Source organism: Cerasicoccus frondis (genome assembly GCA_031296915.1).
Lineage (GTDB): Bacteria > Verrucomicrobiota > Verrucomicrobiia > Opitutales > Cerasicoccaceae > Cerasicoccus > Cerasicoccus frondis.
The window spans coordinates 24,004-46,892 of sequence record JAVDPC010000008.1 but is presented as its reverse complement, the minus strand read 5'-3'; the positions used below and the strand labels follow the sequence as shown (position 1 = coordinate 46,892).

General features: G+C 49.6%; 12 protein-coding genes. 5 read left to right on the top strand and 7 right to left on the bottom strand.

From position 1 onward, the window contains the following. The first annotated feature begins 2 nt into the window (after positions 1 to 2). Positions 3 to 1,388, top strand: coding sequence for a sulfatase-like hydrolase/transferase (locus RBB63_RS08490; RefSeq protein WP_309383095.1), 1,386 nt, complete (start codon positions 3 to 5; stop codon positions 1,386 to 1,388). 72 nt (positions 1,389 to 1,460) lie between these two features. Here RBB63_RS08490 and RBB63_RS08485 read toward each other — a convergent pair whose 3' ends face one another. Next, positions 1,461 to 4,493 carry an alpha-mannosidase gene (locus RBB63_RS08485; protein WP_309383093.1) on the bottom strand — a complete coding sequence of 1,011 codons (3,033 nt, stop codon included), beginning with the start codon at positions 4,491 to 4,493 and terminating at the stop codon, positions 1,461 to 1,463. A gap of 67 nt (positions 4,494 to 4,560) precedes the next feature. Here RBB63_RS08485 and RBB63_RS08480 point away from each other — a divergent pair, with 67 nt between their 5' ends. Then, entirely contained in the window at positions 4,561 to 5,406 is an 846-nt protein-coding gene (locus tag RBB63_RS08480) for a helix-turn-helix transcriptional regulator (protein WP_309383091.1), read from the top strand. 60 nt (positions 5,407 to 5,466) lie between these two features. Here the strand turns inward: RBB63_RS08480 and RBB63_RS08475 are convergent, their stop codons facing one another. Next, a complete protein-coding gene (locus RBB63_RS08475; protein WP_309383089.1) occupies positions 5,467 to 7,587 on the bottom strand; it encodes a discoidin domain-containing protein in 2,121 nt (706 codons plus the stop codon). 302 nt (positions 7,588 to 7,889) lie between these two features. Here RBB63_RS08475 and RBB63_RS08470 point away from each other — a divergent pair, with 302 nt between their 5' ends. The 3 genes from RBB63_RS08470 to RBB63_RS08460 all read left to right on the top strand — a co-directional run bounded on the left by RBB63_RS08470 (position 7,890) and on the right by RBB63_RS08460 (position 10,992). Next, positions 7,890 to 8,597: a sialate O-acetylesterase gene (locus RBB63_RS08470; protein ID WP_309383087.1), complete on the top strand. Its 708-nt coding sequence runs from the start codon at positions 7,890 to 7,892 to the stop codon at positions 8,595 to 8,597. A gap of 32 nt (positions 8,598 to 8,629) precedes the next feature. Continuing rightward, positions 8,630 to 9,493, top strand: a complete 864-nt coding sequence (locus RBB63_RS08465) for a sialate O-acetylesterase (protein WP_309383085.1) — start codon at positions 8,630 to 8,632, stop codon at positions 9,491 to 9,493. A gap of 167 nt (positions 9,494 to 9,660) precedes the next feature. Further along, positions 9,661 to 10,992: a glycoside hydrolase family 28 protein gene (locus RBB63_RS08460; RefSeq protein ID WP_309383083.1), complete on the top strand. Its 1,332-nt coding sequence runs from the start codon at positions 9,661 to 9,663 to the stop codon at positions 10,990 to 10,992. A 4-nt stretch (positions 10,993 to 10,996) separates the two neighbouring features. Here the strand turns inward: RBB63_RS08460 and RBB63_RS08455 are convergent, their stop codons facing one another. The 5 genes from RBB63_RS08455 to RBB63_RS08435 all read right to left on the bottom strand — a co-directional run bounded on the left by RBB63_RS08455 (position 10,997) and on the right by RBB63_RS08435 (position 22,653). Beyond that, on the bottom strand, positions 10,997 to 13,867 hold the full coding sequence (locus tag RBB63_RS08455; protein WP_309383081.1) for a carboxylesterase family protein: 2,871 nt from the start codon (positions 13,865 to 13,867) through the stop codon (positions 10,997 to 10,999). A 347-nt stretch (positions 13,868 to 14,214) separates the two neighbouring features. Continuing rightward, a complete protein-coding gene (locus RBB63_RS08450; protein WP_309383079.1) occupies positions 14,215 to 16,974 on the bottom strand; it encodes a hypothetical protein in 2,760 nt (919 codons plus the stop codon). A gap of 84 nt (positions 16,975 to 17,058) precedes the next feature. After that, positions 17,059 to 17,925, bottom strand: a complete 867-nt coding sequence (locus RBB63_RS08445; protein WP_309383077.1) for a PEP-CTERM sorting domain-containing protein — start codon at positions 17,923 to 17,925, stop codon at positions 17,059 to 17,061. Between the two features lie 203 nt (positions 17,926 to 18,128). Next, positions 18,129 to 18,803 (bottom strand): hypothetical protein, encoded by a 675-nt coding sequence (locus RBB63_RS08440; RefSeq protein ID WP_309383075.1) that lies wholly within the window; start codon positions 18,801 to 18,803, stop codon positions 18,129 to 18,131. A 4-nt stretch (positions 18,804 to 18,807) separates the two neighbouring features. Beyond that, positions 18,808 to 22,653, bottom strand: a complete 3,846-nt coding sequence (locus RBB63_RS08435) for a hypothetical protein (RefSeq protein WP_309383073.1) — start codon at positions 22,651 to 22,653, stop codon at positions 18,808 to 18,810. Between the last annotated feature and the right edge of the window lie 236 nt (positions 22,654 to 22,889).

The following is a 22,889-nucleotide window of genomic DNA, read 5'->3' as shown; positions in this document are numbered from 1 at the left end:
CCATGAGTCGCTTGCCTAACATTGTCTTAACTATAGCCGATGACCAACGTGGCGACGCACTCGGATTCGCTGGCATCGAACCCGTATTGACACCGGCTCTGGATGCACTCGCCGCACGTGGAACACACTATGCTGCCGCTCAACATTTCGGTTCTTGTCATGGAGCCATTTGTTCTCCGAGTAGAGCAATGCTGCATACCGGACAAACTTATTTCGATCTGGATAGCAGGCTATTGGGCGAAACGTATCACACCGATGGAGAACCTGAGGTCCCACCCTTGTTAGGAGAGCAACTCCAATCAATTGGCTATGATTGTTTCGCTACAGGAAAATGGCACAATGGGGTCACCTCATTTCAGCGATCATTCAATCAAGGCGAGAATATATTCTTCGGAGGCATGGCCGACCACTGGTTTACACCAATGCACGATTTCGATAGCGCTGGACGCTATCCTGTGGGTAGGGCCAAGATTACCAACGGCTTCTCGACTGAAGTATTCGCACAATCAGCTATCGATTTTATTCACTCACAAAAAGAACAATCCAGGCCCTTCTTCTGCTATTGCGCCTTTACAGCCCCACATGACCCTCGAACACCACCAGATTTCTGGCGAAGACAGTATGCTCCAGAGCAAATCCAGTTAAGTTCCAACATTGAAGTTTCACAGTGGCGTCGGTGCTCTCCCTCCGGGGCGGTTCCCCTGTTCGACAATGGTTCTTTGAGCATGCGTGATGAACTCCTACTGGGCGTTCCACGTGATAAAATGGAACTCCAGCGATCGATAGCTGAGTACTATGCGATGATCTCTCATATGGACGAATGCATCGGTAAGATCCACGATGCGATTGCCAGCATTGGCGAACTGGATAATACGATAATTATTCATACTGCAGATCACGGTTTAGCCGTCGGACAACATGGCCTACTTGGCAAACAGAACCTCTACCAGCACTCATTGCGCGTCCCACTTATTTGGGCTGGGCCTGACATTGAGGCAGGCGCCACTTCAACCAGTCTTTGCTATCAGCATGACTTAAACCCGACTTTATTGGAGCGTGTCGGACTGAAGTCAGATTGTAGTTTTTTTCAACCTTTAGACAGTCAACCCAGAACAGAAATAACAGCCGGGTTCAGTGACAGCCAGCGTACAATCCGTGATCAAAACCTCAAGCTTATCGAGTATAACTACAACGCTTCTCGAAAAACACAGTTATTTAATTTAATAGATGATCCTTGGGAGACCAATAACTTGTTCAACGGAATAGTAACAACAGATGTAAACCGTTTGCGAACATCATTGATTGAATCGAGAAGTCTAATAGGTGATGATAGCGCCCATTGGCTGATCGAAAAGCCACGAGATGTTCAACACGCTCCCCTTGCCTGAAGGACATTGCGAAGTGGGAGATTGGCTCAACTGCATCTGAGTGCTGACTTCTATCTACTGAGTGTCAAATCATCAGATCGGAACAACGCGAACGGTAACAATTTCATAGGGCGAAAAGTTCACCGTTGCATTCTCAAGTGGCCCATTCGACTCAGACTCAATGATGTCTGTTCTATAGACAGACACCGGTCGACAAAACGACAAAGACGCCTTTCCTCGCTGACCAGCCACTTCGTGCAAGCGTAAGATCCATTCGCCATTCTCCAATGGCTTCACCCAACAAGGAATGAGTGTGCTGTCTCCTTCAATAGATTCAAGAAGCTGTGAATACCCCTCCCCTTGATACGCGACGATATCTGTAAACAACGTATCAGCTAACAACGCTGGCTGGCGTTCACGAGGTAACGCGATATCGTAACGACCGATTGCCATTTTAATCGAATGTTGACCAATGTCGCTGCATTCAGTCAAGCCCTCTAAACGTGTCAAGTGAGGTGGCCAGGCAGCACCGTGCCCCAGGTCATAACCGGTTACTTTTGGACTACGAACCAAACTAACTCCCACCATACCATCGCGGACAGATGCACCGTATTTGGATTCAGAAAGCACATACATTCCAGCACTCTCCCCCTCATCAAATACTGCGAGGTAACGGCTAAACGGCACTTCCCACATCGCTTCTGCCTGAAGGGAATTCGAAGTTTGAGAGCGCAGCACACTCCCAAAAGGAATGCCAAAGCGAGCATTGGTAGCACGATATTCGGTTGGGAAAATCATCTTCAATAAGTGCTCTTCTTCCTTCCAATCCAACGCTACATTGATCTCGATGACGGGGCTCCCAGATTCAAGGATGAAAGAGACACTGGCCTCGCTCGAGGCGCCAACTTTACGCGTTACCGTGAATCCTGCACGGTGCGCGCCTACTTTTATCGGCTTGATGATCGGCTCCTCATCGCAAACTTGTCCAAGCTCCAAAACATGGCGATCAATATCCCAAGCCTCAAAGTTGGATGCACGATCAGGATAGATCATCAAGTGTCCTAAAGGAGCACTTAAAGGGACCTCACATCCCTCCCATACCAAACGATCAATCCAGCCAGCGTCGCTTAAATGAAATTCTACTAATTCATTCGAAACGGTCATCCCGTCCAATACAACTCCAGTTGGTTCAGCAATCATTGCATCTTCAAGCGGCAAGCCAGTAAGAGGAGGAACTGAGACATAAATATCTACATCGGTCTGAAGATTCGTGACCCACTTCTGAATTGCCACCGCATGCGGATTGAATACGCAAGGCGCCCCAGAAGCGCCAAGCGCACTTTTTGCTGAGGCAATTTGCTCTTCAGCATGCGCATCCATCACCGGTAGGTCCTCCACGTAAACATCCCAAACCGAGCTCCCAGGAATGTAATCATGGAATTGCGCAAAAACTAATTTTTTCCAAGCAGTCTCCATCTCCCAACTTTTACCGGTGACTGCGGATACTGCCTCGGCGACCTGCAAAGCCCGCTCTAATCCGCGAAAACTAGCCTTTAGGTTGTTGTGAGTAGTATAGGTCCCACGATGATATTCCAAATAGCATTCGCCCTTATGCACGGGCATTCTGTCTCGTGAAGTATTTAACTCAGCAAAGAATTCCTCTGGGTGCCCCCACTCCATTTCAGGCATACCAGGTAGAGCGCCTAAACGTCGAGCGCGCTCAAGCATTTCGTCCGTGGCGCCTCCACCGCCATCACCATAACCTGTCGGCAGTAAGAATGCATCATGAGCGTGTGCTTGACGATTCGCGTGCATCGGAGCTTTGATGTTATCAATTGTCATGTGCGTCACATATCCAGAATCCTGCGTGACGTGTGCGAGCACTTCTGATCCATCATTCCCGCGCCAGATGAAACTACTGTAGGGAAATGCATTAATCGCATTCCAGGTCATCTTTGTCGTGAAAAAGTACTCTACCCCAGTCTGCTTCATGATCTGTGGTAAACAGGCTGAGTAGCCAAATACATCAGGTAACCAAGTCAGCTTAGCTGGCTCTCCGTTTATCTCAGTAAATCCAGCTTGCCCTAAAACAAAACTGCGCGCTAAGGCCTCACCACAGGCAAGCAATGTATCCGACTCAACATACATCGCACCTGTGGCCTGCCATTGCTTAGAGCGAATACGATCTTCAACTCGCGCATAGAGTAATGGTTCTCTTTTAGCGACAGCTTCGTAACTTGCAGGCTGACTGTAGGCAAAGCGATACTCGGGGTACTCCCCCATTAGGTAATTGGCCGTCGCAAATAAATTAACGGCTTTGAGCTCCCCCATGCGTTCCGGCCAAATCCATACGAGATCCAAATGCGCATGCCCCGTTAAGACGCAACGCGCAAATGTCTTATCCATGTGCAATTCTGCGTAACCTTGCTTCAGCTTCTCACGCATTGCATCGACACCATTTATATCATACTCATCAATGGCGTCATTCAACAACGACAACATCTTGCGGTAGACAGGGGAATAGCTGTCCACAGGTGGCTGAAGCCCAAAGCCGCGAAATGTCTCCATGGCATGAGGGTTTTCACGATTACGCTGATCAACCGCTAAGTCGTTCAGGCATTTTAAATCATGATAAGTTTCCCACGCGTAATCATCGCGCTGCTTGATCGAAGCTCCTTCAAAGAAGCTACCCTTCTCCGCCATTCCGCGAGCTTCCGGATGCCAGATTGCACTTTGAATGCAACTCGATTGAATCCATAATTCGTGGCATCCCTCCGGTAAGCGGCAATGTCGGTGGGCTACATTAAATCCATAGTATGGCTCATCATCGACATAGAGTGTTGCCTCGCCTTGATCCTTCCAAAAAAGCCAAGTATTGCTGCCAGCAGGCGCAGGCAAGCGAAGTCGGCACCAACGCTGATCGAATAACCTGCCCCAAAACGAGCAATTCGAAACCGGATGGAATTCCATTCGCTTTGCTGCTTCCAGATTCACCTGCTGGGCGCTGGGCACAGTAGCGACCACGCTAAGAGGCTGCTCATCTGTCCAAATGGCTTTGGATAATCTGTTAATTGCTGCGCTTGCGCGAGTGGGAATCAACTGGGGAAGGTGATGTTTGGGAAGCATGAATCAGGGTATCATATTCTGCATAGTCTTGTCTTGTGCGAGGCTGACTTTTTATTACGCTCACTTGATGCGACATCTTTCCATCCATGAGTGGCCGAAGCAATATGCCTGCACCTATGAAGTCTGGAACTATCAATACTGCCCTACCCCAGTATACCATAGCCAAGACTACCATGAGCTTTTCTGGATAGAAAGCGGACGCGGAAATCATGATTTTAATGGAAAGTCCAAGTACATGGAAGCCGGCTATCTAGCTTTGATCCGTGAAGATGAAACACATGCATTTTCAGCCTGGAATAAAGAAGACAAGATTTGCCTGGTCAATTTCGCATTTCCAACGCAGCTATGGCATCAAATTCGTGACCAATTCTTCAACACTGGTACTGTCTTCTTTGATCTCAAGGCAATCGAACAACGCGAATATTTCCTGGATATTGGAGATCGCGAGCGCATTCGCCAATTAGGGGCTGATCTAGCTGCTGGCCGTTGGACACGTGTAAATGCCGCATCTTTCCTGCTCGGCGTCCTCGCGTTGTTATCAAATAGAGCTCCTGAACAGGAGCAACCGAACTCAACGCCGATTTGGCTATCACGTGCCGTTCGTCAAGTTGAGTCTTGGCCAAATTTTGTTGGTGGCGTTCCGACCTTCATCAAGCTGGCAGGCCGCAGCCACGAGCACGTGTGCCGTGACTGTCGTCGATTTTTAAATACGACACCGAGAGAGATCGTCAACCGTTCACGGCTCAAGTGGGCATCGATGCAGCTAGAGACAACTGACATGGAAATCACCAATGTCGCCCACGAGTGCGGTTTCGAAAACCTCGGGCATTTCTATAAATTATTCAAGCAGACCTATGGAGACACTCCTCGCAATTATCAACGAAAGCGAAGAATTGCCAATTATACTCAGTAGGCTCGCGATCGCCTAATCCAGGGCGTTGGCGTTTGCAGCGCCAACGCCTGTCCCTTTCATCTAAATTGATGGTGTCCCCAAGACCTCAAACTCATACACTTTTTGATAATAAGTTCCGCTGGAAACCAGAAACCTCACTTTACTCGTGGTGACTGAGCTAAACTGTTCGTTAATGGTCAGATCAGTATTTGCTACACCAGTAGCAACGGGCAGCCATGAAGAGCCATTCCAAACCTGAATTTCGTAATCATCGACTCTCTGAGTAGATTGAATATAGTTAATCTCAGTGATATCATAATCGCTGCCCAAATCGACCTCTATCCATTGCGGGTATGCCTCAGAACTGCTGGACATCCAGCGGCTTCCACTGCTTGACGTGTCGCCATCAATGGCCCGTGACGGCAGGCTTCCACCATTAGTTGAGCTTGCTGTGGCTACCTTCCCAAGCGCAACATTCACAGGCGTTACTGGAACAGAAGATGTCGACTGACCGTATACCTCCATTTCGTAAACTTTTTGCGTACTCGATCCAGCAGTTATATAGAAGCGAATTTTATCTGTTGTGACTGCGGGAAATGTTTCAATGATATCCAAATCCGTATTCCCAATTCCGCTTACCACAGTGACCCAAGCTGAGCCATCCCATGCCTGAATTTCGTAGTCATCAACACGCTCAGTATGCTGTAGATACCGAAGTTCTGTAATATCACGTTGCTGCTTAAAATCGACAACTGCCCATTGAGGGTAAGTCGATTCAGAGCCCAACCAACGATTGCTGTTACTACTAGTATTGCCATCCGTTAGCTTAGCGCCCTTATCGATACCTGAGCTTACGGTAGTCGCCGCAGTGAGAGCAAAGTTGTGCCCTGGACCTAGAATGGGATGCGTAATCGGACCGTTCAAAGTCACGAATACAGGATCCTCGGCCAGATTCAATGAAATCTGACCATTCACTACATTCACAGTCCATGCGTTGCCATATACATCATGCACGTCAAGCATGCCTGTAGATTGAGTATCTAAGCTAATGGCGTGTTGGGTAGGCAGACGATTGCTACTTGGATCAGAAAGGGTTGGCGCCGTCCAAGCAATGAGCTTCTGATCCCCAAAATCATTTTCCAGTATAATCACATAATCTAAATGACTCTCGACCTCAACTCGCTCTACAAAATGATAGCCAGAAAGTGTAGCAAGCATAGTCTGCGCAGCGTAATATGAAGCACGCAGACTCAGGTCATCATTTACCATGCCCCATTTCGAGCCTTTCCACTGGTACCAGTTCGTCAAGCGAACGTCAGCCATTAGATCAATCAGGTACTGTCGGACGAGCATGCAGGATTGCCAATATTCGGCATCAGCAGCAGGAACTCCTCGGCTGATTAAATAAACGTCACTAAAACCTGTTTCGCTGTTAATTATCGCGAGATTACCGGCGCCATAAACATCAAGCAAGTTCTGCAATTGCACATAACCACTCTTGTATGCAAGTTCCGGCCAGGGAAAACCATACGGATGAACAGATATCCCATCTATACCAGTCGTGTGTATTCCTTGTATAAGGCAACGCTCTATCCAACCAAAGGATCCGGTTCCCAAAGATGAAACAGATCCAGCAAAAATGAGACAATCCGGATCCGCCGCGCGCATAACCGGCACGGTTGCGGCCACGAGTTCGGTATATTGATCTGCGATCTCGTCAGTATTGCTGTCACTACCCCAAAAACCGCCAAGGTTCGGTTCGTTCCAGATCTCGAATATGACATCATCATCTTTATAGCGATCCGCTAAAGCCGCAGCAAAGTTTGCAAATCCCTGACGTCCCTGAGCGGTTAAAATTGCCCGCTCTCCATGGTTTTCGTACAAACTGTTATTGAAAGCCATCGTCACCAGAATGCCAATTCCCTTGGCGCGCATATCGTCTACAAAATCATCGTAGTAACTAAAATCATAAATGCCTTGGGATTTCTCAATCGTTCCCCAGATGAAGCCTTTCCGCACATAGGGAGTTCCAGTTGCTTCAATCAAATTTCGATTAGCAGAGGACATATCCCCGTCTTTTGTCTGAATGCAAAAAGTATTAGGAATAACTAAATTAGGAAGTGTGTTCGCAGACAAGCCAACTGTAATAAACATAGCAACGACGACACCAAGCAAACGAATATAAAACTTGAAGTAGATCATGGGTTTGGTCACTGGGGTTACGGGGTCAATTCACGCATCCATAAAAATCTGCATGCGCAAGCCAGACACTAGTGCTGTCAGGTAAATTCACTTTCGACAAACAACGGTTTACTTAACATTAATCCATCTGCCATCATTGCACGACTTCAGACCGATGCGACTCATAGGCCACGAGTAAAAAATCGTGTCATGGCTCTGCTTAATGTTAAGGTATGTTCCTTTCATTTTACCTTTCGCAAAGAAACAACTAAGCATACTCATGACGGTAAGATCCCTTCATAGAAACTCTTACTCTACTTTGCATGAGCACTATACTCGCATCAACTAGCGGCGAAGATTCTCTCGATTTATTTATTCTTGCGGGCACGAGTAATATGCAAGGCGATGCAGCGTTCGTCAGTGAGCTTCCAGATGAGCTCCGTGTTCCAAATACGAGAGTTCTGATTTATCAAAATGACACATGGACTCCGCTCCAAGCTGGGGTTTCCCCGAAAAAAGCTGGAAGAAACTTCGGTCCTGAAATCACATTTGGAGATATAATGAGTCGGCATTTCGGCAAGCCTATTGGCATCATTCAAACAAAGCTGACCGCAGTGAGTGATACGACAGGCTACCAGAAAATTTTAGATCAGGTAAAGAGTGCAAGGCGAACTCGCTCAATACGAGTTAAAGGGCTGGTTTTACAAGCAGGTGAGCGTGATGGAAATAGCAAGGAACACCTCGAAAACTTTAAGCAAAACATCATTACTCTCATCAATCTGGCTCGAAACGATTTTGAAAATCCGAAGTTACCAGTCATCATAAATTTAGCGATTCCCAAACCAGATCGGTGGCCCTTTGTGCTAGAAATTCGCAAAATTGAAAACGACCTCATCTACCCCGGATTCGCAGTCATTAATTGTGACTCCCTCCCCCAGGCCCCAGATGGAATCCACTACACCACAGAAGGCGAGCTTGAGTTCGGACGCCTCTTAGCAAATGGCCTTATACAGATCCTCAATCATCATTAAATACTCAAGAAATCTATATATCCAGCCAGACAATGAAAATGTGTAAATCCCTCAGCTTCCATCTAAGCGTTTTGAGCTTAATAATCAGCATCCAGTGCACGGATGCCTTTGCAAAATCACCAGCCCCGCCAGCGAATTCTACGGATGTTGAGGCACTTACAGATACTCCCCAATCCAATGAGAACGGCTCAAAAAAATCGTCTAAAAATAAGCGACAGCCGCAACGAGTCACATACGCTGGCAAACCCCAAGGTGAAGGAGAAGCGATCCGGCTTTTTATTCTCTCAGGACAGTCAAATATGGCGGGACTCGACGAAACCACTACAATGCTTTCGGCATTTGAGGCGGCATTCCCCAATGATGAGCTAGTACTAGTTAAAGACGCTCAAAGCGGACAACCGATTCGCCGATGGTATAAAGACTGGAAACCAGTGGGAGACTGGACTCCTAAGAACAAGCGCAGTGAACCCGGAAACAACGACTTATACCAACGATTAATGGAGTCAGTAAACTCAACCATTAGCAGCAGGACTATTCATACTATTTCTTTCATTTGGATGCAGGGGGAAGCAGATGCCAAGGCCCAACAGTCTTCCAATTACGAAGAAAGTCTTGCTAGATTAATCAGCCAATTACGGACAGACCTGAATCGTCCAGATGTCACTGCAGTTATTGGACGCATTAGCGATCATCAATTAGATGACCCCCACTGGCTTGCAATCAGGCAAGCGCAAATCAATGTCGCAGAGAAGGACGCCTTGGTAGAATGGATCGACACAGACGAATTGAATGGCAACGAAAATGGCCTACATTACAATCGAAGTGGCTACGATGAATTGGGAACTCGATTCGCTCAAAAATCAATTGCACTCGTCCAGAAAAGCCAGCACCAATAACGCTTCGGTATCCGTAATTTTACATGTTGTGTTGACACCCATAGATCCATCTTCGCCTAACTAGAGCCGTTTTTTTGTGGGCATACAGATCATCAAGCTTGACGAAAGATGCGCAAGCGCAACTATAACGTTATACAAGATAGATTAAAACCTCATTCTTATCTAGCATGTCAACAAAACCCGTAATCAATATTCTCGACTTTGGCGCTGACGCGTCAGGTCAAACGATCTGCACTGAGTCTTTGCAACGCGCGCTCGACGCAGTAGATGGCGTAACGCCAACTCGTGTCCTCATTCCTGAGGGGCGCTTTGTGACCGGTCTGCTTTACCCCAAATCGAACACCGAAATCCATCTCGCTAAAGGTGCGATTCTGCAAGCCTCGCCGGTGTATGAGCATCACCGCCATGAAGACAACGTTGGCGGTATTCTGCTTGCACGAAACCTGGAAAATATCTCCGTCACCGGTCTTGGCGAAATCAATGGCGACGAATTGAACTGGTTCTACATGGACCAATCACGCACCTACATTGACTATGACATCAACTCCATCAAGCAAGGCGCAGAGTTCGTTGGCTTCGACAATCCATTCCCTGACGGCCCCGTCGAACCCAAAGAACGCCCGGGCAATACACTCATATTCTCCAACTGCCGACAAGTCGCCTTGAGAGACTTTAGCGTGCGTGGATCGGCATACTGGACGATTCACTTGGCTGATTGCGTTAACATCGAAGTCGAAAACCTCACCGTTTCGCACAATCAGAATATCCCGAACAACGACGGCATTCACCTGACCTCTTGCCGACATGCCGTCTTGAAAAATCTGGATATCCAATCTGGCGATGATTGCATCGCATTGACCGGTTTTCGCGATCTCAAAGGCGAGCCGGAGATCGAGCTTGGCTTCACCAACCTGGAAGGCGAGCTACTGGATATCCATGTTGAAAACTGCCGCCTTTCCAGCCGCTCATCAGGCATCCGGATTGGCCACGGCGAAAACCACATGTCTCAAATCCATCTCAAGGACATCGAAATCTACGACAGCAACCGCGGCATCCTGATTCAGGCTCGCGACGCCGGCGACATTCATGACGTGCATTGCGAGAACATCAAAATCCAAACCCGCTATATGGCCGGCAGTTGGTGGGGCAACGGCGAGCCGATTTCCGTTAGCTCAATACACCGGCTCAAGGATCTCTCCGAACCGCTTGGCGAAGTATGGAATATCCATTTTAAAAACATTCAGATGGCAGCCCCCGCCCCCGCCTTCCTCTATGCGGCGCAGGAAGGCATCGTGCGCGACATCTCTTTTGAAAACTGCCAGCTCTGTCACCAGCCTGATCCCCTCTTTAAGCAAAAAGGCCAAACCGTTGACCTGCGCCCAGTCCACGATTACAAGCTCGCCTTGATCAATACGGACAAGACCGACATCGACAGCATCAACGTCGCCAGCGACACCATCTCGGGTTCGATCCAACTCGTCGAACAAGCGCCCGCGTAACCATCTACTCAGCCCGCGTGAGGCGCAGTCGGTAAAACAGCTGCGCCTCCGCGTTCGGCCCCGTGCTACGAGGATCATTGATCGTCACTTCCGATGGCGACTCGCCATTTTCCTCGATCGTTACCGCGTAGGCATTCGTACTTACGAACGGGCTACCTTCGTTACTCACGGCGAGCAACTCCCAGTCCGCAAGGTTTACGCTGGACCACAGTTCGACGACTAAGTCGTCTTTACCAGCATCGCGGCTTAGCTGGATGCCGCGTGCCGCATTCATCGTAAATGCTTCACCACCGCGCGCAACGGGATCAGTCGGGTTCGTGCCAAAGTAGTATTCCAGTAAATTACTGCGGCCATCGTGATCGGGATCAGCCTCGGCGTCGACTAGTGCGGCATCCCCCATTTCACCAGCATTGAGCCACTCGCCCAACCAAGCCAGATAAGCACTTGGCAGCGCGGCCATGATCGACTGATCCACCACCCGCAATTCATCAAAGGTCATGCGGACGGCCTGGCCCGAAGAGCAGAGAAAACGAAATGCACTAATCGTGGAAGCGCTATAGTTCCCTTGGCGAGGAGCGTCATCGATCAGCAAAGCATCATCCACCCAAAGGTCAGAGCAGTTGGTCGGCAACCCATACTCGATACCATCCACACCTCGGTAAACTTTTGCTTCACCGGACATGTTGGAATACCATATAATTCTCAGCGGCGTAGCACTGGTCGGCATATTCGGCGTATCATAATTCGTCGCCCCATCCGTGAGCCGAAGGTAGTATTGACCCGCACCACGCGCTTTAACGATCAGGCCAAATGACCGCTGTGCATTGCTGCCACTGGCGTTGTCTGTAAACGCAGTATCCCAGTCGCCCAGAATGAACGCCGCGATATCACTGTAGCTGGAAGTATCTTCGACGGATAGCTCAAACTCCATGCGGACAAACGACATGCCGCCGCCCGTTGAAAGGATACGCTGAAAGCCCGCCGTGCCCGTTCCACCATCGCGCTGGTGAACGAGCTGACCAGCATCAATCTCCCAACTACCGCCATTGGTATTCGCACTAATATCGTCGAACTCACCCACCGCTGGATCACTCGCGGCAACGTAATCCGACAAGAGGCTGGAGCTGTCGAAGTTCTGATAGAAAACCGTTTCACCACCCAAGGAACCTCCATCCAGCCGAACGGTTATCGTAACGTCATCGCTGGTCGTCGTGGCGCCGTCGTTACCGGACAGTCGCAGTATGTAAACACCCGGTTCATCGAAACTGACGCTCGTGCTGGGCGATTGCGCATCAGCAAAAACCGGAGTCGAGCCAACTGGCCCATCCACGACGGACCATTGCGAAGTCAACGTGCCTGATGGCAGTCCGTCGTCCGTAACCGCTCCTGATAAGTTACCCGAAACCGTCGAACCAAACGTTAAAACCAACTCCTGATCCGCTCCCGCATCTACAACAGGCGGGCTATCGAGCGGACCACTCGGACCGGATACAAACGTGACGCGCACTGTGCTGATGTGGCCATAGCGCGAGCCGGAATCCGGCGTGGGGAAAACCTTCAGTTCCAAGCGCCCCTGGCTGTTCGCGCTAACAGAACTAAAAACCGCCGTCGTATCAAGGTTCGAGGCCGCTTCGAGATCACGCACTTCATCACCGATTCTGTAGCGAGTCATACGCCCGCGACCGCCGTCGTCATTCACCTGATAGGCGTAAATCTCCACCTCGTAAACACCGCCCGGATACAAGCCGGTTAAGGCCAGCACGCCAGCCCCGTCAGTTTCGGTAGCATTACTTTCGGTCACCCAACCATCATTGGAGATCTCCTCATCGAAAAGCGATCCCGGTGCATAGGTGACCAAGGAATGTCCGGCAAATGGTTCAACCAGCTCAACCACAGCTTGCGCGCGACCAGAGTTTTCCAAACGCGGGAACACAATATTCGCGCCCAAAGTGTCGTGGTAGCCGTATGCAGTGCTGTTCCACTGCTTGCCATCGCTATCGAGGCCGCTGAACGAGCGATTACCGAGGTCGATCAAAAAGGTGTCACCGATTGCCCAGTCATTGTCTCCCTCTTGCGCCAACATCCAGTCGTAGAGGAATGATTGGGCATAGACTTTGTTCCAAATACCGTGTCCACCATTGGGATACTCCGAGTATCGAAGATCATTCACTTCCAAGTAGGTTGTCCCATCCGAATGATAAGGAGAGCCATCGTTGTTGGCCAATGGAAAGGTAACCGTCGGCTCACCATTGGCAGCAAGCACTTCATTCACGCGATTGCGCGATGTGTTTACGCCGACGGTTCCGTCATTTTGCGCGTGAAACAACCAGATGGGCTCACCCATCGAGTGCGAACCAACGTCTGCGCTAAAGGCTACGGCCGCCAAGGCAGATGTCGCGGCAACTACATCGGAATAAATCTCGATAGATTGCCAAATGCCGCCACCACCCAGAGAAATGCCCGACGTGTATATTCGCTGCCGGTCAATGTTGTAGTCCGACATCACATTACCCAAAGCACGCCAAGCATTGTCGGTCTGCGATGAGCTCCACCCTCCCGATGGAAGTTGCGGTGCGTAGATAAAGAAATCCCGCGCCTTGGCAGCCTCCACGAGATAGGCGATATTCCTTTCGACCTGAATCTGGTTGTCCGAGCCGCGCTCGCCTGCGCCATGAAAGAGAAGCACGATCGGGTAAGAGATCGCCGGATCATAGTTCTCCGGCACCAGCAACCGGCCATTCATATCGATGGATCCGTCACTGCGAAAATCAAAGCCATAGACTTCGAAGTCATCGACGTCTACGGGATCCACTGCATGCAGTGATGGGGCAATGACAGAAGCTAACAGTAGGGAGACACAGGGGATAACACGCATAATATTTTTTCAGTTTAATCAACAAAAGTAAGGGGTAATTTTGCTGATATTGAACTACGCCGAAGATCAACAGAGCTCACGACGAAAGCCAACGAATGGAGGCGACGCACCTGGCCGAAGCACTACGCTATAGCACAAAGCAATTTGACCTTGGAGTGAGCGCGCGCCCCCTCCAAGGTCAGGAACTGCCTTAACGACCAAGTCCCTCAGTTTAACCCCCAAGTTAAAATAAACAGGCAGCACAATCGCCAATGCCCCAATTGGTGCATTAAACGCCTAGCAGCACAAACCGCGTGCGACGACGTCTGAAAAGTATGGCATTGCTTCGCGATCATGCGAAATAAGAATTATTGAATGTGTAAGGAAAAGAGCTCGTAGGCGTCCAAGTCCAGAGTCACCGAATTGCCACCTTCCGAGATAACGCGCCCAGTCGCCGCCGCAATGACACGGCCGTTACCAGGAACCTTGACTTGAACAGATTTCAACGGCTCGATGCCGGTGTTCACAATCGCAAGATAGGTGCCTTTTCCATCCGTTTCGATTTCCCTGACAACGACAGCTTGGTGATTAGCGGCGCCCTCCACCACGCGGCTAGGCAACGCAGGCAAGGCTAAGAAATTTGCGTTAAAGCGGCGCGCATAGGATGGGAATCCGCGATTGAACACATGCCCGCTCGTGTACCCGAGATACCACGGATCGCCATTGGCCACCGCCAGCGCTTCGGGCATCATTTGATAGGTTCCCACGCGCTCGAAATCCGTGACAAAATAGCCAGTAGCATAATCCATTGTGTTCTCGTTCAACGGAAAATGTCGAACCATCGCCAAGCCGGTGTCATTCCTGAACTCGTCCATCGCAGATGAATCCGTGACGGTATATTTACGGTTATAAGGATAGACCATGAGAATGCCCTCAGCGTCCTTGTAATTCTGCGGATCGGCCTGCGGCGCGGCGTGGTGCCACTCCCAGGTCCCCCATGTCTTCAGTGGTCGTGTGATGGCATCCAGGTAAAGATGCTGTGCGGGCACGTCATTTTCATCGATCACGTAGAAATTTTCGTAGTCTTCACGACGGGTAGAAATGTCTTTCCACAGCTCGGTGTCATCCGTCACCACAATGCGATGATTGCCGCGAACAAAAATGTCCGGCACCGGCTCCTTGGGAACAGCCATGAAGAGCAACTCCGGATCACCGTCTTCACCAACACCATTTACCTTAAGGTAGTCATAGATTGCGACGAGGAACTCCTTGCGCTTGCCAAACCACCATTCGTAGTAGGCGTCCAGCGTAGCGTCGTCACCCTTTAGTTCCTTACGGGTAATCTTCGCACGGCCGGTTTCCTCGCAGAAGCGGGCCAAAGTCTTGTCTGAGAAACTCATCGGCATTTGCGCAACACGTGGTCGCAACCAAAGTCCCACAAATTCTGCGCGATCTTTGTATTTAAGGATCGTCAAATCGATGATGTGCTTAAATTCCGCCAGCGTGTCTGGATCGGTTAAATCGACGCGGTTCTTTTCAGCGAACTTTACGTGCGTGAAGTCATCGCCGTCCAGCGGCATGACGAGTTGATCGCTCTTACCACGTTGTCCACGCCCCTGTCGGCCCGTGCTGCCAGCATACTCATAGTATGGCAACAGCGTTAGCCCATACTGCTGAACGAGGTCCACCACCTCGCCCCATACATGCGGGAACTTGTGCGAGTTATACCACGAAGGGTTTTCCACATCCCAGTGCTGGGCATGCCCAAACTCAAGTAAATCCTTGGAGAAGGTGTTCATGCCCAGGAACCGCATCAGGCGCATATGGTATTCATACCAGTCTGTAGGATTGGTAACCGATCGCTCCGTCTCATTGGCCGAGTTGATTACTGCATCGGCCATCTCTTCACGATAGAAAAGGTGACGAGACGGCAGACCTTCCGGGAGCTTCAAGGGAACGAAGAAACGTTCAACATCCGGCACCTCGAAGAGACGAATTCGGGCAACTGCTGCACCCTTCGATAACGGTGCTTGCTCTGCGCCTGGCTGACCTACGATGACGCGAAACCCACTGACGGGCGAGAAAATGCGCTCTTTGGGACTGCGGCTTTGCTCGATGCCATCATAGCCATCATTAAGCCAAAACAGCTGCTGAAAGGTCATGAATTTATTCGAAAGCGGAATGTCCAGCGGCTCAAGATTGGTGCTGGTGTAGGTAAAGATAACATCACCTAGCGCCTTCCCGGTTTGTATGCCTCTCGTCATATCGCCACCACGATTAGCCACGTGGAATGAGCGCGGGGCATTATCTGGAAATTCAACGGTCAGCAGGTATGGCTTACCGGGCTCCAAAAATTTGCCTTCTCCCATTTGGTAAGCGAAATACTTAACGTCTTCACCTTCGTTGGGCAGCACGCGAACGGGCTTTCCCAGCACGTTTTCCACTTGGGAAACACCGGCTGGAAAATCAATAAAAGAATGTGTGGTTTCAAGTCCCGGCTTCACCTCATCAACCAAGGGAAGCTCACCAAATAAAGTGCCAGTATCGACTAGAGGACGGCTCTTCACCTCAGCGACGGCATTCGAGATTATCGCATCACGGCGCGCGGCTTCCGCTTTTGCTTCGGCAACCATGGCCGAACCTTCTGGCGTGTAGGCATAGACCAGCATCTCCCCGTAGGCGCCGCCATCGGTCATCTTCTCTACCTTGAGGTAGCGGGTATGGGCATCAAGCCCCTCATGAATCTTCCATTGCTTAAAGCCCACTCCTTCTTCAACGAGAAGCTCAGTCCAGTTTCCTTCAGCCCCAGACGAAACCACCACATCTCCGTGGCCATTCAGATCCCAGAACATGACTTTGCCAAGATGAGCCTCTTCCCCCAAGTCGATCACGAAGCTGACAGGCGCTTTGTCGGCGGGCGTCCATTGCGTCTTTGGCGCAAGCATCGTTGGATTTGCTCCCATAGTCTGCTCATCGAACAAACCATTCGCAGCGCCAGCATTGGATAACATTTGCGGAGTGATGGATAATTGCTCCATCGGAACATCATCCGAATCAATGGCAGACAAGCTGGCAGCGGCCAAGAGGAATACGCTTAAAAACGAAAGCCTAAAAAGAGGGGGGAACATTTAAAATACAATAACGTTATACTTTCTTAATCATCAATGGCCCGAAGAGTCGCTTCGGGCCATTGACTATCAATTTAACAAGACTTACTTACGGCGGCGCAGCGCGGTGAGACCGAGCACTAGCATACCACCCAGCAGAGCATAGGTGGATGGCTCAGGAACGATCACCACAACATCCGAGAATGTATCGCCAATACGGAATTCATCAAAATTCCCTGGCTCGACTCCCTGTGACGTCGCCCAAGTATCCAATGAATTTTGACTACCTGCTGAAAAGCTGGTGCTAACAACTGTAGCTGTTGCCGGATCCGAAGGAGAGAGCGTGGAGATATCGGTCGAACTTTCCACAACCCAAAGGTTGAATGTCGTGGTTCCCACCTCGGTGAACACGACCTGCCCGTAAACGAAATAATCAATGTTTACATCCAAAGTAAAAGTGGACGATAAATCAATCTGAGCCGAAGTGCCCCACCGTATGCGAGCAACTGCGTCGGTGGTGTTGTTATCAGAGAAAATCCCCAAGAACTGCCCTGCTTCAGCATTTGTAGTCGTTGAGAAGGGATTAATGGTCAACTTCTTCGCACTACCGCCTCCATCTTCTGCTCGATTCATTGCAAAGCTGAACCACAACTCTTCATCACCAGTTCCCACGATGCTCGTGCCATATTCTCGGCTGAAAGTTCCACCCGAACTCGGCCCGGCTACGTATCCGTTCTCGCTCAAGAGAGTCGATGGCGCAAGGGAACCACTAGTCGCAGTGTAGGAACCGGAAGTGAACCAGCCATTACTCCAGCCACTGCCACCATTTTGACCAGACATATCGCTGCCTGGAGTGTAGTCAAAACCATCATAGACCAGAACATTCGCCTGGGCGGATGCGGTCATCAGCGAAGCCGCGGCGACAATAATCGCAGAACGACCGGCAAATGAGAAGGGGTGATTTTTTTTCATATCGATATTTTTGTTTTTAGGGTTGGTAGATTGGTTCATCAGGCGTCTATAGCGCCAAAGGAAGATCGAAAATAAATTCTCTGTGATGGGTGGGGATTACAGGGATAGTCTTTCAGTTTAGCATGATTACTATAACGTTATTGCAACTATGCCAAGTAAAATATTTATATTTTCAACGATGTAAGAATCTTCGCGATTAACGCTCAATTACCACTCACGTAATCGGTAATTTTCCTGATTTGGATATTGCCCCGGGTCGGATCGTCCGAGGGCATGATAAACACTAGGTACCGAAACTTCGAAGAGAAATTCCACGTAGCGGCAAAAAGACGTTTAACACCATCGCTCGTGCCTTCCGCGAGCTTTACACTGATAGAGACTGAATCGGTTTCGGGAATTTTTGTAACCGCGAACGCATTCGGCTTCACCCGAAAAACCTGGTCGCCAATTTTGCCTGCCACGTCTTTCTCCGTAAAATTGTAGATACGAAAGCTTCCCACTGGAGAGAACTCTGCTGAGTCATTGATCGAGTATATATCGTACTCAGCTGGGCCTGACTTACTGCGCGAAAACAATAACAACGGAGCTTCAACTTCAGGATTCAAATTAAATTTTGCCACCGGAACACGTGGCGCTCCTTTCACCTCCGAGTCTTTGTAAAAAACAATCGGCAAAGGTCCACTGTATTGAATCCAGTCCGTCCTCGCATTGTTATAGATGCGAATTGCCTCCCCCCCCTCGGGCCGCACATACAGCGGTGTGCGAATTGGCGCATCCAACGACAGGCAGCGAAAACGCACGGACACCATTTGCTCGCTTTGAGCAAAGCCAGCAACGCTGAAGCAGCCCCACAACAATATGTAGAATAATTTTCTCATTAGGCTATACATCATCCTCTCCCAACCAACGGAACGAAATAACGCGGAAGCGACGTCCCATAGTCTTATTCGAAACGTCCTGAAGCTTGCTTATTTGAGTTTCAGGCTCATCTCCCTCTGGGTTAACAAACTCAGGCATACGCTGAACCAGCGCCTCACACCAAGCACGGGATTGCACTTCTCCCGTAAGCGGATCATTTACCTCTCCGTAGGATCGAATTAAGAAAGTATCTGAGCGAACGGTCATAGCAGCAGCAAGCGGCGTCAACAAATCTGCCTGAGTCAAATACTGTGGCGTGCCGACCCCAGACTTACTCGTTACATGGTCCACATCAAAAGTTCCCGAGGCTACGCCTGATGTATAGGCGTCAACGAATTCAGCATCATCATTAATGTCAAGGCGATCAATAGCCGTCTGCAAGACACCCTTTTTTCCAGTATCATCGTCAACCAATCGGCGATTGATAAAGTCAGACATACTTAAGAAAGGGCCACGCGTGCGGACTTCAGTAACAATAGAACTCGCCAGCGCACGCCGTTGAGCAGAAGTCAATCCTCTCGGCGCAACCCACTCATCCTGGTCATCAGCCGCACTGCCATTGCTTAATGTCGAACGCGGAAAGATCGTCAGGTCGCCATTGACTTCCGTAGAAAGTCCTCCTGAAGGATTCAAAACCGTGTAGTCCGCCCCCAGCGTCGAGGCCAAGAAAGAGTCCCAAGCATCGACGGACAGACTGTTTACATTAAAGCCACCTTTAACCGCAAAATAAGACGCACTTTTACTAAAGCCATCTATCGCACTGAGATCATTAACGAAATCCGAACTAATGAGCGAATCAGTCGACCCAATGTATGAGTAACGCTCATTCAGCACTTCAGGAGCTTCTCCTTCATTCAGGTAAGTGTCCACCATCGCCTGGAGCGTTGACTCAAGGTCCATATCCTCACTCACCGGACTATCACTAAAGTCCAAACGAGGCGTTAGAGAAGAAAAGAAGTACTCATCAAACAACGCTTCATTACTCAGATACGAAATATCGTATAAGGTATAACGTCGATCCGTCTTTGCTGTATACGTCTTATCCAAATCAACGAAGCCAGACGCCCAAGAATTACCGATAGCCTGCCCTGGCATATAAGTCGACGGTGATATCCGGGCATGCTGGAGACTAGCCAGCGATTGCAATGGGTATGTTGGCGCCTCCGACACCACAATGTTCGACTTTCCACCCGCTGAATACATCGTACCGAAATACCCCTGGCCGGAATCCTGTTGAATTTCCGAATAGTCATCTGTCCCGCCAATTTGCACCGTGTAGGGCGGGCTATCAATCGAGTGGTTAGAGAATTGCTTATCCAGCAATGGCGCGAAGGGAGACATGCTTCCGATAAACTCCGACGTCGCAGACACCCGGCTAGAATCAGGGACCACAGGATTCTGATACAAACCGAAATAGAGGAACGGCTGCTTCCCTTCAGATGCTAGTTGCGCACGATTCACACTCATGGGAAACGCAGCATTGGATCCGCTGTAAAGTAAATCGACCAGAGGCCCACGGCTATTACCTACCATTGGCCCATAAACATTCAGAAACAAACGCTGAATGAATGTATCTTCAGTATAGAGACTGCCTCCCGAGGAAGGATTCGGCACATAAGCGAATTCGAGATTAAAAGCGCGGCTAGTATCAAAACGACGGTCCTGAGTATTGGCGCCTCCACCACCGCTGTAGTACTCATTCAACCCCCAATTGAAGACATTGATCTCCAAGGGAGTAGTGTCTCCAGTTTTCAACTGATGAAACAAGCCATCCCGGTCAATGTTCTCATTTGTCTTTAAGCGACGCCCCAAAATTATGCCGCCATGATTCCTAAAGCCCTCCTTCATTTCAAGATATGGAGCGCTACGCGTGCCATGCTCTTCGTTAGATCTGGGTAGTTGATCGATGGTAGCGGGTGTAGCATTCCCTGGAGAAAAGAGCAATACCTCGCCTGGCTCCATTCGAATAGTATTAGCACCATCGCCAATCACCAGATCCAGGGTTCCAAATCCCCTACCCGTTATTCTTCCATAACCATCAAGGAAACCAGACATCTGCGGCACCGAAGTATCCGCAATGGGTGGAATGATATCTGCAGCAGGATCCGCCACCGATACCATTAGCCCGAAGGGTGAGTCTCTAGCGTGAATTTTAAATCCGCCATCAAACTCCAACGCGACGTTATAGGGATTCCAAAGATATACAAAAGGCTCAATAGTCAAAGCAATGGCGTCCGTAACGCCTCCTGCCTCACGGAACATTTCATTGCCGACTCGCTCCTCTCCTTCCACATATTCGTATTCGACAACATTCTTATCGTTATAGAGAGAATAGATGAAAATAACACGATTCAGAACAGGAAGCATTTCGTGCTCAGTTAAGCGCGTTACTGGCTCATCCTGCCCAGTGGCGTCATTAAATACAACAGTATTAATGTAGTTATCTTTATTTTCAATATCACCACCTTTGTCACTCTCCCATGTCGCAATCAGTCCTTGCATTCCACCCTCGCCGGAAAAGTCAGATGCATTTGGACCAAATGGACGCACTTTTGTGCTAAACGTACTATTGTTTCGAGATACACCCTTGTAACCACGATAGAAATCACGCAAGTAACTCCAGGTTGGACCGCGCACAAAAGCTTGGCTACCATAAAGCGGGATCGGCTCTTTAAACAGATAACTCACTTCATCTCCAGAAACTGGGTCCACGTAAACATTACTCAAATCCGAAGGAGGAAAGACAGCCCAACTGTCAGTGAAGACCGCATCCATACCCGATTGCCCCGTGTAGGGTGTATCTGCGAAATCTGCGTCATCCAGCTCAAAAAGCAGACTCAAATCTTTCTTTAAACCACCAGACTTGGTGTCTGTTTGCAGGGACAGCGAATTCAAGCTGGTCGAATGATAGTGCTCCTGCAGACCAGCTTGCCAGCGTGGCGTGCCCAAGGAGCTATAAAGGGGATCCGCAAGGAACACCTCACTGTGTGTTTCCGCCCGTGCAATGTTCTTTGCCAAGTCAGGATCTTCACTAACACTCATCGTTTCCAATCCACTGAAAACACGCGCATCGCCGCCAGAGGGAGCGCTGAGCGCCAAGACGCCTTGCAAGCTATCAGTTGCCCCTGGGTAATTACCCAATTCCATATCCGTGCGACTCACTAAATTGATTCTCGCCTTCAAGCCTTCGTCTGCCACCCAATAGGCGTAACTACCGCCACCTTCGAGCTGAACCTTTGGCGCAGCTACATAATCGGTGACAGTCAGGTTGCCAAGAGTCCCTTCACCTAACAGCACCGCGTCGGAATTCGGATCAATCAGGGCGCCAGCCTGATCGAAAGGATTAGCGTAAGCAGGGATCGTCTCGGCATCCCCACTACGATCAAACCCAGAGACTAGCCAGGCTATATGTTTCTTGTAGTCTGGATTTGCGCTGCCATCCGGCAATCTCTCAGCAGCATCCCAAGCGCCGATCCAATTCGCCATGTGCGAATCATCCACAAGACTCTTATCGAGCATCTGCGCCGTAGCACTGACTCGCTGATCCCCTCCCAGACTCTCCTGCAAATTCCCAATAGCCACGGTGAGCCCGAGCAAGGCATTTTGCTCAGCCTGGGTTCGCGTTTGGTGAGTAGCGGCGCTGAACATCTCGACACGGCTTACCGTTACAAGGCTAAGCAACATCAACACCATAAAGCCCATTAATAGCAGAGAGATCACCAAGGCAAACCCACCGGATCGAGGATTCTGACGACCAGAAATCAATTTGGGGTGGAATTTGAAGATGATGGGGCTGGATTTGGATTTCATAGAAAACGCTCTGGGAATTATTGTCAGCTGATCGACAGTCTAGTGCTAAAACTTGCGCCTAAATTTACGCTGCAACGAATAAACTTCGCCGCACAAGAGCGCCTGCTTCTGTATTTAGCGGGACCGTTCGGACTTTCATTGGACTGATTAATCGGGGAATTGGGGTTTTTGGAAAAGTCATGCCCTCAATTAAAAGAACAACGACTGTAGCCCAATCTCGGGCCAGCATTCTATAA

Bases quoted from the DNA above. Each gene is read 5' to 3' on its own strand.
- RBB63_RS08490 (WP_309383095.1), top strand. From the start codon at position 3: ATGAGTCGCTTGCCTAACATTGTCTTAACTATAGCCGATGACCAACGT.
- RBB63_RS08485 (WP_309383093.1), bottom strand. From the start codon at position 4,493: ATGCTTCCCAAACATCACCTTCCCCAGTTGATTCCCACTCGCGCAAGC.
- RBB63_RS08480 (WP_309383091.1), top strand. From the start codon at position 4,561: ATGCGACATCTTTCCATCCATGAGTGGCCGAAGCAATATGCCTGCACC.
- RBB63_RS08475 (WP_309383089.1), bottom strand. From the start codon at position 7,587: ATGATCTACTTCAAGTTTTATATTCGTTTGCTTGGTGTCGTCGTTGCT.
- RBB63_RS08470 (WP_309383087.1), top strand. From the start codon at position 7,890: ATGAGCACTATACTCGCATCAACTAGCGGCGAAGATTCTCTCGATTTA.
- RBB63_RS08465 (WP_309383085.1), top strand. From the start codon at position 8,630: ATGAAAATGTGTAAATCCCTCAGCTTCCATCTAAGCGTTTTGAGCTTA.
- RBB63_RS08460 (WP_309383083.1), top strand. From the start codon at position 9,661: ATGTCAACAAAACCCGTAATCAATATTCTCGACTTTGGCGCTGACGCG.
- RBB63_RS08455 (WP_309383081.1), bottom strand. From the start codon at position 13,867: ATGCGTGTTATCCCCTGTGTCTCCCTACTGTTAGCTTCTGTCATTGCC.
- RBB63_RS08450 (WP_309383079.1), bottom strand. From the start codon at position 16,974: ATGTTCCCCCCTCTTTTTAGGCTTTCGTTTTTAAGCGTATTCCTCTTG.
- RBB63_RS08445 (WP_309383077.1), bottom strand. From the start codon at position 17,925: ATGAAAAAAAATCACCCCTTCTCATTTGCCGGTCGTTCTGCGATTATT.
- RBB63_RS08440 (WP_309383075.1), bottom strand. From the start codon at position 18,803: ATGAGAAAATTATTCTACATATTGTTGTGGGGCTGCTTCAGCGTTGCT.
- RBB63_RS08435 (WP_309383073.1), bottom strand. From the start codon at position 22,653: ATGAAATCCAAATCCAGCCCCATCATCTTCAAATTCCACCCCAAATTG.